The organism is Streptomyces sp. NPDC060064 (assembly GCF_042736455.1).
Taxonomy (GTDB): domain Bacteria; phylum Actinomycetota; class Actinomycetes; order Streptomycetales; family Streptomycetaceae; genus Streptomyces.
Map to the genome: position 1 here is coordinate 65,928 of NZ_JBHWWF010000024.1, position 15,429 is coordinate 81,356.

At 67.9% G+C, this 15,429-nt stretch carries 12 protein-coding genes and 4 pseudogenes; 6 read left to right on the forward strand and 10 right to left on the reverse strand.

From position 1 onward, the window contains the following. Nucleotides 1–14: 14 nt before the first annotated feature. Nucleotides 15–2,687 carry an ATP/GTP-binding protein gene (locus ACFWDI_RS26470; RefSeq protein WP_385307415.1) on the reverse strand — a complete coding sequence of 891 codons (2,673 nt, stop codon included), beginning with the start codon at nucleotides 2,685–2,687 and terminating at the stop codon, nucleotides 15–17. A gap of 158 nt (nucleotides 2,688–2,845) precedes the next feature. Next, nucleotides 2,846–3,964 carry a pentapeptide repeat-containing protein gene (locus ACFWDI_RS26475; protein ID WP_385307417.1) on the reverse strand — a complete coding sequence of 373 codons (1,119 nt, stop codon included), beginning with the start codon at nucleotides 3,962–3,964 and terminating at the stop codon, nucleotides 2,846–2,848. A gap of 222 nt (nucleotides 3,965–4,186) precedes the next feature. Here ACFWDI_RS26475 and ACFWDI_RS26480 point away from each other — a divergent pair, with 222 nt between their 5' ends. After that, entirely contained in the window at nucleotides 4,187–4,492 is a 306-nt protein-coding gene (locus ACFWDI_RS26480; RefSeq protein WP_385307418.1) for a hypothetical protein, read from the forward strand. On the opposite strand, the gene ACFWDI_RS26485 is transcribed toward ACFWDI_RS26480, so the two are convergent. Together ACFWDI_RS26485 and ACFWDI_RS26490 are read right to left on the reverse strand one after the other, a co-directional pair. Next, nucleotides 4,468–5,304 (reverse strand): zeta toxin family protein, encoded by an 837-nt coding sequence (locus tag ACFWDI_RS26485; protein WP_385307534.1) that lies wholly within the window; start codon nucleotides 5,302–5,304, stop codon nucleotides 4,468–4,470. The genes ACFWDI_RS26480 and ACFWDI_RS26485 overlap by 25 nt on opposite strands. A 41-nt stretch (nucleotides 5,305–5,345) precedes the next feature. Next, a complete protein-coding gene (locus ACFWDI_RS26490; RefSeq protein WP_385307419.1) occupies nucleotides 5,346–6,317 on the reverse strand; it encodes a zeta toxin family protein in 972 nt (323 codons plus the stop codon). 425 nt (nucleotides 6,318–6,742) lie between these two features. Between ACFWDI_RS26490 and ACFWDI_RS26495 the strand changes: the two genes are divergently transcribed. From ACFWDI_RS26495 to ACFWDI_RS26505, 3 genes and pseudogenes are all read left to right on the forward strand, one after another. Then, nucleotides 6,743–7,108: a hypothetical protein gene (locus ACFWDI_RS26495; RefSeq protein ID WP_385307421.1), complete on the forward strand. Its 366-nt coding sequence runs from the start codon at nucleotides 6,743–6,745 to the stop codon at nucleotides 7,106–7,108. 357 nt (nucleotides 7,109–7,465) lie between these two features. Continuing rightward, nucleotides 7,466–8,196, forward strand: a pseudogene (locus tag ACFWDI_RS26500) (IS110 family transposase); the annotation flags it as partial. 343 nt (nucleotides 8,197–8,539) lie between these two features. Continuing rightward, a pseudogene (locus ACFWDI_RS26505) lies at nucleotides 8,540–9,629 on the forward strand (IS630 family transposase). Between the two features lie 208 nt (nucleotides 9,630–9,837). On the opposite strand, the gene ACFWDI_RS26510 reads toward ACFWDI_RS26505, so the two are convergent. From ACFWDI_RS26510 to ACFWDI_RS26530, 5 genes and pseudogenes are all read right to left on the reverse strand, one after another. Next, nucleotides 9,838–10,290, reverse strand: a complete 453-nt coding sequence (locus ACFWDI_RS26510; RefSeq protein ID WP_385307422.1) for a DUF4279 domain-containing protein — start codon at nucleotides 10,288–10,290, stop codon at nucleotides 9,838–9,840. Between the two features lie 34 nt (nucleotides 10,291–10,324). After that, nucleotides 10,325–10,876, reverse strand: a pseudogene (locus ACFWDI_RS26515) (transposase); the annotation flags it as partial. 636 nt (nucleotides 10,877–11,512) lie between these two features. Further along, nucleotides 11,513–11,827, reverse strand: coding sequence for a hypothetical protein (locus tag ACFWDI_RS26520; RefSeq protein WP_385307423.1), 315 nt, complete (start codon nucleotides 11,825–11,827; stop codon nucleotides 11,513–11,515). 275 nt (nucleotides 11,828–12,102) lie between these two features. After that, nucleotides 12,103–13,230, reverse strand: a pseudogene (locus tag ACFWDI_RS26525) (transposase); the annotation flags it as partial. A 144-nt stretch (nucleotides 13,231–13,374) separates the two neighbouring features. Then, entirely contained in the window at nucleotides 13,375–13,875 is a 501-nt protein-coding gene (locus ACFWDI_RS26530) for a hypothetical protein (RefSeq protein WP_385307424.1), read from the reverse strand. A 170-nt stretch (nucleotides 13,876–14,045) separates the two neighbouring features. On the opposite strand from ACFWDI_RS26530, the gene ACFWDI_RS26535 reads away from it, so the two are divergent. Then, the gene (locus ACFWDI_RS26535) at nucleotides 14,046–14,627 is read left to right on the forward strand and encodes a GNAT family N-acetyltransferase (RefSeq protein WP_385307425.1); all 582 of its coding nucleotides are present in this window, start codon (nucleotides 14,046–14,048) and stop codon (nucleotides 14,625–14,627) included. Here the strand turns inward: ACFWDI_RS26535 and ACFWDI_RS26540 are convergent. After that, nucleotides 14,552–15,187, reverse strand: coding sequence for a hypothetical protein (locus ACFWDI_RS26540; protein WP_385307426.1), 636 nt, complete (start codon nucleotides 15,185–15,187; stop codon nucleotides 14,552–14,554). The two genes, ACFWDI_RS26535 and ACFWDI_RS26540, sit on opposite strands and share 76 nt — an antisense overlap. Nucleotides 15,188–15,210: 23 nt before the next feature. On the opposite strand from ACFWDI_RS26540, the gene ACFWDI_RS26545 reads away from it, so the two are divergent. After that, a complete protein-coding gene (locus ACFWDI_RS26545) occupies nucleotides 15,211–15,390 on the forward strand; it encodes a hypothetical protein (protein WP_385307427.1) in 180 nt (59 codons plus the stop codon). The last annotated feature ends 39 nt before the right edge of the window (nucleotides 15,391–15,429 follow it).

Consider the following 15,429-nt stretch of genomic DNA (forward strand, 5'->3'; position numbering starts at 1 on the left):
CGCCGTTCAGGTACTCACAGCGCGGCGCGCAGGTGATCGCGCCGGGCGGCGACCAGGTCCCGCCACCGCTGGCGGGTGGGCTGTTCTCCATCAAGCCACCGTGCTGGTGAGGGCGCATCGAGGGGAAGGCCGGCCATGAAGCGGGCGATGTCGACGTAGTACGCATAGTCGCCGCTGCGGGTGAGGTCGTTCAGGCGGGTGATCGAGGCGGACACTGCGTGGTCGGCGCCCAGGACGGCGTGGTGGAAGCACAGGGCGAGTTCGAGGATGGGCTCGGCGATGGTGACGCCGGCGAGACCGATCTCGGTGCGCAGCAGCTCGGCCCGGTTTTCGATGTCCTGGGTGGTGCCGGCGTCGCGGATGAGCGCGGCGATGCGGACGGTCGCGCTGGTCACGCGCAGGACGAGCCCGGTCAGGAGTTGTTCGGCCAGCTCGATTTCGTCGGCGGCTTGGTCGGGGCTCATGAAGGCGAGGGCGAAGGCGCGTTGGGCCTGGCTGGTGGCGCGTTCGCCGGCGATGCCGTGTTCCTCGGCTTCGGTGCGAGCGGTTTCATACGCGGCGGCTGCTCGGTGCATGTCGCCGTGGGGCCACCAGATGTCTCCGCGCACGCGATGTTGGCGGCCGTCCCAGCCGAGCGTATCGGCGGTGGCGAGGGCGGTGGGGAAGTCGCCGGCGAGGCGGGCAAGGTGTGCCAGGCCGCGGCGGGCGCGAGGCGCGAGGCGGCCACCACGGTCGGCGACGTACTCCATTCCGTGCCGCGAGTCTTCGGAGCGGCCAAGATCACGGTGGGCTTTGGCCCGGTAGTAGATGGCCATCTGATGCAGCTCGTCCGGCAACTGGCCGGTGTCGATCACGGCACTGAGCCGCTGCACGGTGCGGCCGCGGTGCTCGTGCTGTCGACGGGCGAGGGTGTTGAGCAGCTCGGCCAGTGCGTCAGCAGCCGTGTGGACTCCCGCTGCCTGGCCGATGGATGTGGGCTGGACGAGGGGTTCCCAGATGGAGTCGCTGACGTAGGCGAAGGCGGCGTCGGTGAGCCAGCCGAGGTCAAGGCGGAAGTCGCGGGCGAGGGGCAGCCCTTGACGCAGGCAGCCGACCAGCAGCGGCCGACCGCTGCCTGCAGCCCACTGCCGGCCGAGTGCGGTGAAGGCGCGTTCGGCGGCTTCGGCCCAGTCGTCCGGTGACCAGCGGTCGTCCGTGGGGTCTTGGACGGTGCGGATGGTGGACCGGATTCGGGCGTGGAGGTGGTAGCGCCACAGGCCGAAGGGGTTCTCCAGGACGAAGGGTCGCTGCACGAGACGGAGTGCGGGCGCCTGGCGGGTAAGGCCCGCGGCCCGGGTCGCCAGGTCCAGGTCGAAGGCGTCGAACAGCGCGACGGCGCGCAGGACGTGCCGCTCTTCGGGGGTGAGGTCGGACAGGGTGCGGGCGATCAGATCGGGAAAGTCGCCTACGAAGTCCGAGAACTCCGGTGTGCGGCCGGTTCGTCGGATCTCCAGGAACCGCATCACCGCCAGGTCGAGGTAGAGGGGCAGGCCGTAGGAGCTGGCGGCGATGCTCCTACGCAGGTCCTCGCTGATGAGAGGTTGTCCGTCCCGCGTGAGGCGGCGGGCGAGGTAGTCCTCGCAGTCCTCACGGCTGAAGTCGCCGATCAGGATCTGCCGGCCGAGCGCCGCAGCCGACGAGGCGGAGCGGGGCACCGGGATGTCGTGGGCGGCAAGGCCGGGCCAGGCCGCCGGTCCCGTCCAGTTGAGCTGGCCCTGGAGGCCTTCGTCGGCCCATTGCAGCCGGGAGCGGCCCGTGACAACGAAGAACGCGTTCGGCATGAGCCACACCACGCGCTGAAGGAGACGCTCGAAGTCGCGGTGCGTGCGGTCGCCGATGTCCTCGAAGGTGTCCAGCAGGATCACCGGAACGACCTTCTTGTCGGTGGGAAGCTGGGCGAGCTCCCAGGCCAGCAGGTGCGGGTAGTAGGAGAGGCTGTCCAGGTCAGGCTCGGCCTCCAGCAAGTCGGCCAAACGCGTGCAGCCGGCGAGGGCGCGTACGGTCTGGCGGCGCTCGCGCAGGGCACGCACCAGCGAGCCGGTCACCTGGCCGACGACAGAGCCGACCGTTCCGGGCAGCAGCAGCGCCTGGGCAACGTCGCTGAGCGCGGACTGCATCTGCTGCGGCATCGCCTTGCCGAACCGGCCTGCCAGGCCGCCGCGGCGCAGATACTCCTCCAGCGGTTCGCCCGGATGCTGCTGCTCCCAGTAGCGGCGGAGAGCGAGGTCGAAGGCGGGCAGCGGGCGCCCCAGTTCGGCGAGCGCGAGCCGGATGGTGAGGATGACGCGTTCGAAGTCGGTGCCGACAGAGCGGGAGAGGTCGATCCGTACCGGCAGGATCGACGGGCCGTCGGGCCAGGTCGGCTCGCCCCACTGAGCGGGACGCTGCTCAGCGCCGGCGAGAGCAGCCTCCAGCTTGCGCGACAAGGTTGATTTCCCGATGCCGCCCACGCCATGGAAGACGAGAACGTTACGCCTGGGCGCTTCGACGTCTTCGACGTTGAAGCCGGGGGCGGCGATGTGCCGCAGGTGCTCGGTGAGCGCGTCCGCGACCGTCTGCCACTGACCCTGCCGGTTCGTAAACGCCTCGTCCGCGGACAGCCGCCGGTCGTTCGAGCCGAACAACGCGCGAAGATCCCGACCTGCCACAGCGCCCCCTTGATGATCACCTGGCCCCCAACCTACGCCCGACTGGCCCCCCGTGCCGCGTAGTTGGGCACAAGGGACGTCCCGAAACCATCGGCAAGACCGGTCGGGTGCTATCGCATGGATCCGCACCCCACGCTGGACGCAGGATCCGTGTGCCGTCAGGGTGTCGACGGGCACCACGCCTGAGGCAAGCTCAGCCCGTTCGGCAGAGGCTGTCCGCCCGAAGGCACCAGGCCAGACGGCGCGACCCCGTCCGCATCAGAGAAGTCGACCGTGCCGCCGGTGAACCTCGCGTCGACGAAGTCAACCGTGCCGCACTCCGCGCGGTCGAAGCGGACCGTGCCGCCGGAGAACTCACCGCCCCTGAAGATCACCGTGCCGCCGGAGAACTTCGCGTGGTCGAAGGCCACCGTGCCGCCGGAGAACTCCGCGCCGCTGAAGGTGACCGTGCCGCTGGAGAACTCCGCGTGGTCAAAGTGGACCGTGCCGCCGGAGAACACCGCACCGTTGAAGTGGACCATGCCACCGAGGAACCTCGCGCCGCCGAAGTCGACCATGCCGTCGGAGAACCTTGCGTCGCGGAAGTCGACCCTGTCGCCGGAGAACACCGCAAGGGAAAAGTTCCCGCCGTCGAAGACGACGCCGGTGAAATCCAGGTCGTGGCCCTGCCAGGAGTGGGGGTGCTCGGGCGCGAGGCGGAGGTGGTCGCGGATGAGGCGGATCACCGTGTGCCGGACCTCCCGCAGGGCCAGGTACGCGTGGCGTGCATCCGCGTTGCCCGACGGTAAGTCGGCCTCGGCGGTGTACGGCAGACGGAGGTAGGCACAGAGGACGTCGATGCATGTCTGGCGCAGGTCGCGGGTGGGGGCGTCGTTGGCGAGGCCGGCGAGGGCGTGCACGCCGCCCAGGCGTACGGCGGCGGATTCCTCGCCGAGCTGGGAGACGGCGGTGGTGAAGCGCTCGGTGTGCAGGCGGGTGGCATCGCGCAGGGCGCCGTCCTCATCGACGCGCTGGCGCCGGTAGGCCACGACCAGGGCGACCAGGGCACCGGCTCCGGCGACCACGCCGAAAGAGAGTTTCATCAGGTCGAAAAGGGTGCTTGAGGTGAGTCGGCGCTCGGGCTTGATGCCTTGGGCGTCGAGCAGGTCCCACCCGGTGAAGAACGCCGCGGCGGCCACGGTGATCGCGGTGGCGAAGGTCAGAGTGAGGGCGGTGCCGACGGGCCAAAGGCGTAGGCCGCGCCGTTCCGTCCGGCGCCGGGGCAGGTTTGAGGTCACACACCGCAGGACTGTTCAGACGCCGGGCTGGTTGCAGCCAGCACGTTCCCGCCATCCATCGACGCTCCATCGGCCGCCCGACCATGTCCGGCGCGGGCTTACGCACGGTCCAACACCGCGGTTCCGCAACCCCCTATGCGGCGTCAGGTGGTGGTGCCTTGCCGGGCTTGGCGTGCTCGCCAAAGAATGACCTGATTGTCTCGACCATGAGATTGGCTTTCTGTGCACGACAACGCCGGTATCCCTGAGCCCGACCACTCCGAAACCTCGCCCGCCGGTGACGAGCGGCAGAGCATTGATCACGACGCGGCGCTGGAGAAGGTGCGCGCAGTGGCCGGCTGGTACCGGCAGGCGATCTTCCAGGAACGCCAGTCCGGCGCTCCGGATAGCGCGCGGCTGGAGCAGCTGATGGCCGCCTTGCAGAAGTCCGTTGCTGACCAGCGGGCCCGGGAGGATGCCGGGCCTGAGGAGGCGGCCCGGATCGCTGCCGAGTACGAGGCCCTCTATACGGAGCTGATGGGGGAGTAGGCCGCACTTCGCTGCCCGGTCGGCGTGGGCAGGAGGACCTTGGTCCTCTGGGGCCGGGCAAGCGGCTGTGGACGCAGATGGTCGGGCAGCATCAGGCGGGCCTGGGAGGCGATGTCCTCCAGCTCCGCACGGTGCTGCGGCAACGCCTTGCACAGAGCGTGGTGGAGCGCGACGAACTGCGCGGCTTCCGGTGCGGTGTAGGCGCTGCGCCGCTCCAAGGCAAGGGCCAGGGCGGCCCGCGCCGCCCCCTTCCAGCAGCCGTCGGCTGCTCGCTCGTTACGGAAGAGCGCATGGAAATCCCGCCGCAGCACCATCAGCGACGTGACGGCCGGATCCGCCTCCGTGCTCTGCACGATGTCGGCCAGGGCCCGGTAGCAGGTGTCGTGACCCGCCTTGGAGGTGAAACGGCCAGGCAAACCGCCCTTGGTCACCAGGGCGTAGCGGTGCGCTGTGCCCTGCCGGCTGTCCGCCTCCCGCACGGCCAGCACGGCCAGCACGACCAGCTCGATCCGGTAGCCGGCATCCGAGAAGGGCCGCGCACTGCGCCAGAACTCCTCAACGCTGCCCGGAGCGGCCTCGATCAGCACGTCACCGCGGCGCGCCCGGACGTACGCCTGAGCCTCGGCCATCCAGGCCCGGTAGTCGGCCCGGATCGCCGCCCCCGCGCCACGCGGGTTGTCGATGAGGAGCTGGAGGTAGTCCGGGTGGTTCACCTTGAAGTCATCCCCCGACAACCGGATCACGCCGCGGCCGCTCATCGCACGCTTTACGAGGTTGGCGGCCCTCCACTTCCCCGCACCGGGCTGACCCATCACATACGTCACCACCGACTGCTCCTGGGCGGTGATGTCGCTCAGGTACGAGGGGACGATGAGCTCCTCGAACGTCCACCGGTGCTCCTCAGCCGACAGGCGGTGGTAGTCGACGCCCGGTGGCTCCGGTCGGGCCTGGGCCACCCTGCGCACGGGCTTGGGGAGGGCGAAGGCGCGCTCGGCATCTCTGTGGACCGCCAGTTGCCGGTCGGGCGGCACCTGCTCGTGGTGGAGGCGCCGTTCGGCGCGGGACAGCTCGTGGCGGAACTGGGCGGTCTCCCGGGCGGTCCACGGGCGGTCCACGGGCGTGAGCGTTCGGCGGCGACTGCCTTGTCCGCGGCCGGCGGGCAGCTCCAGGAGCCGTCGATGAGCTCGTTGCCGTACAACGCCTCCATGCCGCGGCGCACGATGGTGATGCGGTCGGCCGGGCGCTCTTGTTCGACGGCAGTCAGGGTGGTCAGCAGCCGCCTCGCACAACCGTCGTGGTTCTCCCAGGACACATACCGTCCGCCACCTGCGGGGATCTCGCTGAGGTAGCGGTCCAGCAGGCCGAGTTGGCTGAGCGACTCGTGGGTGGCGAGCGCGACGACCTCGATGCGGTAGCCGGCCTGCCGATAGGCGGCAGCGGCCGTCCGGAATTCGTCGGGGTCCGCCAGGGCGGTCTCCACCACGGCGTCGAACCGGTGACTGCGGGCGTGCTCTTCGACCGCGGCCTGCCAGCGGCGTGTGTCCGGCCTTGTCTTGACCCCCGCGGTACGGACGTCCTCGGCCAGGAGGCGCGGGTAGTGGCGGTGCGCGCCCTTGTACAGGTCGCTGCCGATCCGGACCGCACCGCCGCGCCGGTCCAGCACCGTATGCACGAGATCGGCAAGCCGTGTCTTTCCGCTGCCCGGCTGACCTGCCACGAAGATGACGACCGGCTGCTCCTGTCGGGCCGCGCCCCTCGTCCATGTCGGCACGATGAGCCCGGCCAGAACCTCGCGGTTCTCCCTGCCGGTCAGAACGACCGACACGACGTCCTTCTCTTTCACCGATGCTCCCGAGCTGCCATGTCCAAGGGTTTCTCTTTGCTGTAAGAGCGGCCTTCGGCACCGAAATGCTCGTGGTGCATCGTCCGTGCGCAGTTACGACGCGGTGCGGTAGATCGCTCGGGTCTCGTCGGTCTTCACCAGGACGCCGTCCCGGCGCAGATCCCGCAGGAGCTGGCGAGCGCGCTTGTCGGTAACGGTGTGGCCTGCGGAGGCCCGTCCCTGGGTGGGCCAACCATACGAAGGGCTCGCCCGGTCCCGCAGAACAACATAGGGAAGGTTGAGCGCCAAGAGGAGAGAGTCGTCAGATCCGTCGGCTGTCGCCCCACATGTCGCGCAGCGCAACTATCGGGCCCAGGCTGGAGGGGAGCGAGTTCCCAGGTCCCGCAGGGACCGGAAACGGAGGAGTTATGGCGACAACGACGCGGAACGACGCTCCTATCGCGATCGAAGGCGGCGGTGTGGAGCTGCGCATGCAGGAAGTCGGGGGAGACGTGACCGTCGCGTTTGCGAAGTTCCCCAAGGGCACGGACATGGCGCCGGCCGTCAAGGGGCTGCCCGATGATCTGTGTCAGTGCCCCCACTGGGGATATCTGTTCAAGGGGCGCCTGAAGATGCAGACGAAACACGGGGACGAGATCTACGAGGCAGGGCAGGCGTTCTACTGGGCACCTGGCCATGCTCCAGAAGCACTTGAGGACTGTGAGTACATGGACTTCTCGCCGACGAAGGAGTTCAACGAGGTCATCGACCACGTTAAGTCGCAGATGGGGTGACCCTCCGCCGGCTGCCGACGACGGAGTGGTCGGCAGCGTTCGAGCGGCTACGCGTACGGGACCGCTCGCGGGCGGGCGATCCACGCGCACCTCGTCACGTGCAGATCCAGGCATGCCCGCTCAACCTTCCCTACGTTCTTGTCCGGGACAGGGCGAGCCTTTCGTATGGTTGGCCCACCCAGGGGCGTCGGGTGTGGCTTTCAACCTTCTGCCGCTTGTGGCTTGCGCCGATTGGCCGCCCGACGCCCCACGACGACTCGGCTGCCAATTAGGAATTGCGAATGATCGCTCCGTAGGGAATCGACAGCGACGTCGTCCGTCGGGAGGTATCAGCAGCACACCGTACGGAGGCAGCACATGGCCGCGATCTGGGCCGGCATTGACGCAGGCAAGACCCATCATCACTGCGTCGCGATCGACGAGAGCGGCCGCCGGCTGCTATCCCGACGCGTCGCCAACGACGAGCCTGAACTGCTCGAACTCCTCGCCGACGTCCTGGCCCTGGGCGACGAAGTGACCTGGGGCATCGATCTGGCCGACGGCGGCGCAGCCCTCGCCATCACGATGTTTCTCGACCATGACCAGCCGGTCCACTACATCTCCGGCCGAGCCATCCACCGCGCCTCCGAGAGTTACCGCGGCGAAGGCAAGACGGATGCCAAGGACCCGCGGTTATCGCCGACCAGGTCCGCATCCGACGCGACCTCCACCCCTTACGGACCGGCGACGAGACCGTCATGGAACTCAAGATCCTCACCGGGCGTCGCATGGACCTGGTCGCCGACCGCACCCGCACCGTCAACGGCCTCCGCGGTCAGCTCGCCGGCATCTTTCCCGGTCTGGAGCGTGCGCTGGACTTCACTAACACCGGACCACTTACCCTGCTGACCGGCTACCAGACTCCGGCCGCCCTCCGCCGGATCGGCACGAAGCGGCTGGAGACCTGGCTCCGCAACCGCAAGGTCCTCCGCGCCGACCGGCTCGCCGAGACAGCCGTCCAGGCCGCCGGCCGCCAGCACACCAGCCTCCCCGGGGAAAAGCTGACCGCCCAGATGGTGCACACGCTGGCGAAGGAAGTGATGAGCCTTCTGCTGGGACACCTGGTTCGCCCCGCCCCCACCTGCCATGGATGGGGAGGAGCCGGTGCCCAGCCGGCCAGAGAGGGGGCATTGTTCCGTCCCACCAGACCCAGCAGGCCTGCTGGCCCCAAGCCCTCCGGGCCGTCCGTGGCTGGCTGACGCCCTGAGCCACGCTGCAACGCTACTGGCAAGCCTGGACAGCCAAGCCCCCGCCCACCGAGCTCCAAGCCCTGATCAACGCTGTCGGCACCGGCAGACGTCTTAACCTCTACCTCCCGGCCTAACAAACCACCGTTAGGAATCGGTGGCACGAACCTAGTGACGTGAGTCAGAGATTTCTCGCTGGTTGGGTGTGAATCGTCCTGGCCCGAAGATCCCGCCGTTGTCGGTAACTGATGCTCAGCGAGGGGTGCTTGAGAGCTGGTTGCGTCGTCGATCGACTGCGCAGGCGTTGGCCCAGCGGTCGCGGATCGTGCTGGAGTGCGCCGAGGGTCACTCGATCATGGAGGTGTCGCGTCGGTTGCGGATCGCTCCGGAGACGGTCCGCACCTGGCGTCGGCGTTTCCTCGAGCGGGGCTTGGACGGAATGTGTGACGAGCCGAGACCGGGTGTCCCACGGACTATCACGGATGCCGATGTTGAACGGTGATCGTCAAGACGCTGGAAGAAAAGCCGGCCAACGCTACCCACTGGTCGACCAGGTCGATGGCCCAGGCCACCGGGATGTCGCAGTCGGCGATCTCGCGGATCTGGCGGCGTTCGCGCTGGCCCCGCACCGCTCGCAGACGTTCAAGCTGTCCACCAACCCGCTGTTCATCGACAAGGTCCGCGACGTGGTCGGACTGTACCTCGACCCGCCGGAGCGGGCCCTGGTCGTGTGTGTCGACGAGAAGTCCCAGATCCAGGCCCTGGACCGCTCGCAGCCGGTCCTGCCGATGATGCCGGGCGTTCCCGAGCGCCGCAGCCACGACTACATCCGGGCCGGTACCACCACCCTCTTCGCGGCCCTGGACACCGCAACCGGCAAGGTCATCGGCTCGCTCCACCGACGCCACCGGGCCGCCGAGTTCAAGAAGTTCCTGGTCAAGGTCGACAAGGAAGTCCCGGCGGGTCTGGAAGTGCATCTGATCCTGGACAACTACGCCACCCACAAAACACTCGCGATCAAACAATGGCTGGTGGCCCATCCCCGCTTCCACCTGCACTTCACACCCACCGGTTCGTCCTGGCTGAACCTGGTGGAACGGTGGTTCGCCGAGCTCACAACCAAGAAACTCCGACGCGGCGTTCACCGCTCCGTCCAGGCCCTCGAACGCGACATCCGAGACTGGCTCGCCGACTGGAACGAACACCCCCGGCCCTTCGTCTGGACCAAAACCGCCGACGAGATCCTCGACAAAGTCGCCGCCTACTGCCACCGAATCTCTGACTCAGGTCAATAGGACCGTTCTTCCGGATGGACAGAGCGCCAGTGCACGCCTTGGACATCGTGTCTGATGGTTCGCTGTCCGGCCGAGCCTGGTAGATGGGGGTGCCTTCGTCCACTTCTAGTGCTGTGACCGCATAGACACCTCAGGCGCTTTGCGAGTCAAGCCGGTTGTCGGCGTGTTCGAACAGCGGGAGTGTCGGCCCGTCGTGCTGAGCGAGGCGTCAGCCGGCGTCCTCGCCTGGGGTCATGTCGTACTCGTCGATGTCGAGCTCGGCGCCGGTGGCGGTGAGGAAGTCCAGGACATTGCGGTCCAGGTGCCAGCCGAAGAGGTTGGGTGCGTCCGACGGCAACTGGTCCGGGTTGATGTCGTTGAAGTAGCGGACGACTTGGAGCACAGCTCCGCCGCCGTGGTTGGCCAGGCGGCTGACGACCTCGGAGATCCGGTCCGTGTGTGGTTGGAGCCTGTTGAGGATCTGGGCGATCTGTTCGTCGACGCGCAGGCCAGGGTCTCGGCAAGCGATCTGCCAAACGTGGTTGACCGGTACTGGCGGATCGGTGTGCCGACTGCCGCGAACGGACACTTCATCGGGAGTGATGTCCAGCTGCGACGTCATCTCGGCAGCGGAAACGTGATAGCTGAACATCGCGAAGTAGGTGTACTGGCGAAGAGTCATCGCGGGGAGGATAGTCCGGCGAGGGCCTGAACGATCAGGCGTCGACTGCTTCTGGAATCGCTCCTGCTGCGGGGAAGGCCAGGGGCTCGTCAGAGGTCCGGTTGTGCTGGAGGCAGTGGTAGAGCTGTCCGATCATGCGGTTGAAGAGGTTGCGCTGGGCAGCGGCGTGCCAGTCGCCTTGGTCGCGGCGGCGCCGGTAGTGGGTCTTGGCGCCGAACGAGGCGGTGATCGCGGAGAAGGCCCAGAGGTAGCCGGTGTGGTTCAGGCGGTCGTTCTTGACCCAGCGGCGGGTGATGCTCGACTTCTTGCCGGAGGCTCTCGTGATGGGCGAGGACCCGGCGTATGCCTTCAGGCCGCGGGCGTCAGCGAACCGTTGCCGGTCGTCTCCGATCTCGGCGAGCACCCGGGCGCCGAGCTGGACACCGAGGCCGGGGAAGCTGAGAAGGATTTCAGCGTCCGGGTGCTGAGGGAAAGCCTTCTCGACCAGCGTGGGCTGGTGGGCCCAGTCGGCGCGAAAGACCTCGCGGAGCCGTTCGGCGTCGGCTTCGATGCCGCGTTTGCGGCCGGCCCGCCTGAGGCCCGCTCTCGGGACGAATCTCATGGCATCTCCAGAGTGGTGCGCACCGACCAGCTTGGCTACCTGCCGGCCAGGCTTGCCCGAACCTGTGACCTGTGGCAGCGCCGGACGGGTACATGTACCGCCAGGGGAGGCATTCACTGGCCCGCTGTCGTCCACCTTGCCGCGCGGATCATCACCCTGGAACAGGAGGTCGTCGACCTGGGGCTGAAACTGGCGCGGCTACGAGAGGGGCGAGACGTCCTTGGATCCTGCGAAGCGCCTGAATCCGGCGCCGATGAGCAGTGTTCCTGTCAGTAGTTGTCGCTGAAGCGGAGGTCCCCTCACGGGCGGTGTGGTGACACCGGGTGCCAGTGATCGTGGTGAACCCTCTCTAACCAGCGTGCACAGCAACTGTTCGTGATCCACCGGCGTCTGGACGCGTATGGAGACCCACACGCACCCGCTTGTCCGGATCCGAATCACGCGGGGGACCGTGGCGGCGGCCATGGGAGCGGCACTGCTGCCGATCGCGGCGTGCGCCGGCGACCCGCCCGCACCCCCGCGCCCCACCGGAAGGCCCTCGATCGAGTCCTGTCTGACGCGATCGAACGATCTCGTCTGGATGTGGACGGCGACGGCCACGCCGATCGCGTCTCCCCTCCGTCACGTGTCGGGAAGCGGCTGACCATTGCCTTCGGCAAAGACTCCGGTTACGGCATACCAGTGGGGGCCAGGCAACTGGCCGGCAGTGCGGGGAAGGATCAGCACGATGTCCTGGCCGCTGTCGCAGATTTCGACCAAGACGGGTGGACCGACCTTGTGGTGGTGGCCACGGGAGAGTGGCGCGGCGACGATCCGATCGACCCGCGCGTCGCCCAGGTTCGGTGGGGGCCGTTCTCCGCCGCGGGCGGCGGCCAGCGCGCCCGCGACCTCGACCTTGGTGAGACACGCGGTATCGCCGTCGCCGACTACAACCACGACCGCTATCCCGACCTGGCTGTCTACTCCTGCGCCGGCGACGGCGTCTACCAGACGGAAGCGCGCCTCGGCAGCCAGAGCGACGGGATCGCCGACGCAACGGACCAGGTGCGCGACAGGTACACCGTCGACAATTACAGGTTGACGTGCCCCACCTCTCAAGTTCCAGTTCTGGTGGCTAACTGCCGGCCTTCACGAAAGGCTGCCGGCATGCCCCGCGCCTATCCCGCTGAGTTCCGCGCCCGTGCCATCGCGCTGGTTCGGGCAGGGAACGCGGGGGTCCGCAGCTTCGGCCGGGTCCACCCGAGGGTCTGTTTCATCAGCCGGAAGGTGTGCTCCAGGTCGAATCTCCGTAGGAACGCCTGCCAGCGCACGTCTACGTCCTCGCTGTTCAGGCCGGTGGCGGACGACCAGAGCCAGAGCGGGAGCGGGTCGCCTCCGCCAGGCAGGCGGTCGACCTGGAGGCGGATCAGCGTGCCTTCGATGATGGGGGGTTCGCCGGTGTGGTCGATCCACGCGGAGCGGGTGGTCAGGCGGGTGTGGATGCGGTCCCAGGCCATCGCGCGGGCGGTGCCGTACCGGTCGGTGACCTGCGTCGTGGCCGCGTCCGGCTCGCCCCAGGTGTCCGGCTTGGCGAAGCGGAACTCCTTGCCGTGCTTCGGCGGTCGCCCGCCCTGGGGATAGGCCAGGGCGTACTCCTTGAGCGAGGGCGTCGGCCGTCGCATGACGCGGTCGGAGCGCATCCGTCCCAGCACTTCGACCGGGAGGCCGTCGAGGAGGTGGGCCATGCGCGGGGCGCCATAACCGGCATCGAAGACGATGAGGATGTCGCGGTCGCCGAAGTGCCACCGGCCCATCTCGATCAGGTCCTCGACCACACGGCGGACCTGGGCAGCGGTCGCCTCGGCGACGTCGTCCTCGGGGCCGAGGCGGACGGCGTCCAGCAGCTGGCACCAGGACGTCCGGCCCGATTCGAGGGCAGCGACGAACGAGTACGGCCAGCCGGGCACGAACTGGTCCGAGGAGCGTCCGCTGCGGCCGTAGACGTGACAGAACAGGCGCTCCGGGCTGGTCGGCGCGTCGGGGCGCAGCCAGTGGCTGATGTCGACCGCGAGGACAAGCCGCCCGTCGGCCGCTTGCGGCATCGGCAGTCCGGCCAGCACCTGCCGCAGCCGGGGCACGTCGATGTTCCCGCTGTTCAACGCGTCGTACATTGCGCCGTGCCCGCGCCGGTGCTCAGCCGTCAGCGTGAGGTCCACCGGCGAGGTCACCGGACCGTCTGCGCACAGCAACGCGTCCACCAGCTCGAACAGTTCGTCCCCGCGCGTGGTCAGGCAGTCGAATAGGTCGCCCCGAAAGCGTGAGGCGTTCGCGAACCCCTCCGCCGGAACAGCATCAGGCATCAGACTCACCCTCACGGCCTTCGTACTGGTCAAGTGCCTCTTTGGTCGGAGCACATGATCGTGCGGAGGCCGCCCGCACGTCCGCTGAACAGCAGAACCAGAGATCAAGTTCGAGTACCGTTCGGACGCTGGAAGGGGGTCAGGTCAGGCGGCAACCAGTGAGGCGTGGATCCGGTTGACGGCACGCAGGATCTCGTCTCGGTTCTTCGCCCGCTTGATCCATGCCGGAAGACGGGCCACCAAGGTCATCTTCTGTCCGGTGTCGTACCAGGGCGCTCGTTCCCGCAGCGATGCCTGGACGAAACGACGGATCAAGTCGAGGTGTTCGAGGTTGTACGCCCACAACCACCCGTGCCGGGTCTCGACCTGGAGCCACAGCGGCATACCGAAGTACGGATCCGTCGCTGGTTGAGCTGTGCCGGCAGAGAGCGTGACAAGACGGCCGCTCCACACCCGTGACAGTCCGCAGCCATGACAGACCAGGCGCCGCGGCCTAAACAGAATCCGCCCCCCGGGACCGGAGTCTTCGGGCGCTGGAACGACACGGGCGGCCTTCTCGCAACCGGGGCACCGCACAATGATCAAGCTGATGAAGTCGTACTCGGTGTTGCGCGGGTCCCGGAACCGAGCAGAGAACAAGGCCATGCGGTGAGTATGCAACTGCCTCGCAGAACAGCGCATCCCGATTCGACCGCTCGCGCTCAGGCCCGCCAGCCACCCTGCCGGGGCCGGATGGAGGTTAAAGAACAAGCTCAGTGCCTGTTTGCGATCCGGCAGGCATGTGGGCTTGTGATCATTGGCTTTACGGTGTTGCGGTGAACAACAACTCTCTCCTCGGTAGCACTGTCCGCCTTGTGCCGTTATCCGCCGATCACGCCGAAGCCCTCTTGCCCTCTGCGTCCGACCCGGAGGTGTGGCGATGGATGCCGCGACGGCGTCCTGAATCCGTGACGCAGATGCACGCGCTGCTCAGCCAGATGATCGCGGACCCGGCCCGCCGGTGCTTCGCCGTGCAACGCAACGACGACGACGCCGTGATCGGGTCGACCAGTCTGTATGACCTCGACCTGGCCGAGAGCCGCGCCGAAATCGGCGCGACCTGGTTCGATCGTTCTTGCTGGGGAGGGCCTTACAACGCCGAGTCCAAGTTGCTGTTGTTCGGGTATGCCTTCGATGAACTGCGACTCGACAGGCTCGCCCTGCGCACCGACAATCTCAACGAGCGCTCCCAGCACGCCATGACCCGCCTCGGCCTGGTCTACGAAGGAACCCTGCGCAGCCATATGCGGCGTCAGGACGGCACTCGCCGCGACTCGCTGTACTACAGCCTCCTCTCAGACGAATGGCCCACCGTTCGCGACAGGCTGCGCGCCAGGGTCGCCGCCAAAACGTCTTGATGGTCGAGACGAGATCGACGTCGGCGCCTGGCCCGTGTGAGGGCCGGGTTACCAGTCGACGTGCGCGGTGATCCATCTGGCCAGGCCGTCTTCGTCGTTGGCGGTGGGCAGGTCGGGACCGCAGGGGCTGTGCCGAGGTGCTCGGTCGCTGCCTGCGCTGCGTGTGCGAGCACGGTCTCGCAGTCCTGGTCGGTGCCCGGTCTGCAGCTGCTCCAGCCGGGCAACTGCTGCCGGTCGGCCATGAGGTCGTTCAGCCACGGCACGTTGGTCACCTGCTCGTCGTCCGGGTCGACGGGATACAGCTCACCGAAGACCAGGAAGTACCGGACGTCCGGATGCCCGAACGGGCTGAGGCCATCGGTGCAGAGCACGTGTCCGTATCCGGTGCGGAAGGAGTCGCAGACCAGTTCGTGTTCCCAGCTCCATCCGCGCTGCTGCATCTCCGCGCCGATGGCATCGACGTCATCGGGGACGTGCGGCGCGGCCGGCAGGGCGAGGAGCTCGGCGACAGCTCCGGCGGTCAACGGCCGGTAGGCGAGCGCATGTACGGGTATCGGCATGTGGATCACTCCAGAAGCGGCCGGTGCTGTCGAAACTCGTGAACATCGCGTCCCGGCCGCCGCGGGTACTGCCTCCCGAACCCCTGGTCGTAGTGGTGCGTTCCTGCTGGGACGTGCCCCGCCTCCACTCCCGGCAGTGCGCCACGCTGGGCACAACGGACGTACCCGCTGCGCCCGCCGGGCCGGACGGCGATATGGACTGAGTCGGCTTGGCAGGCCGGTCCGGTCGGTGGAGCGGGCGG

What these genes read in the sequence shown, in the direction of transcription:
- ACFWDI_RS26510 (WP_385307422.1), bottom strand. Translation starts at nt 10,290, where the DNA reads ATGACTCTTCGCCAGTACACCTACTTCGCGATGTTCAGCTATCACGTT.
- ACFWDI_RS26495 (WP_385307421.1), top strand. Translation starts at nt 6,743, where the DNA reads ATGGCGACAACGACGCGGAACGACGCTCCTATCGCGATCGAAGGCGGC.
- ACFWDI_RS26540 (WP_385307426.1), bottom strand. Translation starts at nt 15,187, where the DNA reads ATGCCGATACCCGTACATGCGCTCGCCTACCGGCCGTTGACCGCCGGA.
- ACFWDI_RS26485 (WP_385307534.1), bottom strand. Translation starts at nt 5,304, where the DNA reads ATGGGTCAGCCCGGTGCGGGGAAGTGGAGGGCCGCCAACCTCGTAAAG.
- ACFWDI_RS26530 (WP_385307424.1), bottom strand. Translation starts at nt 13,875, where the DNA reads ATGGCCTTGTTCTCTGCTCGGTTCCGGGACCCGCGCAACACCGAGTAC.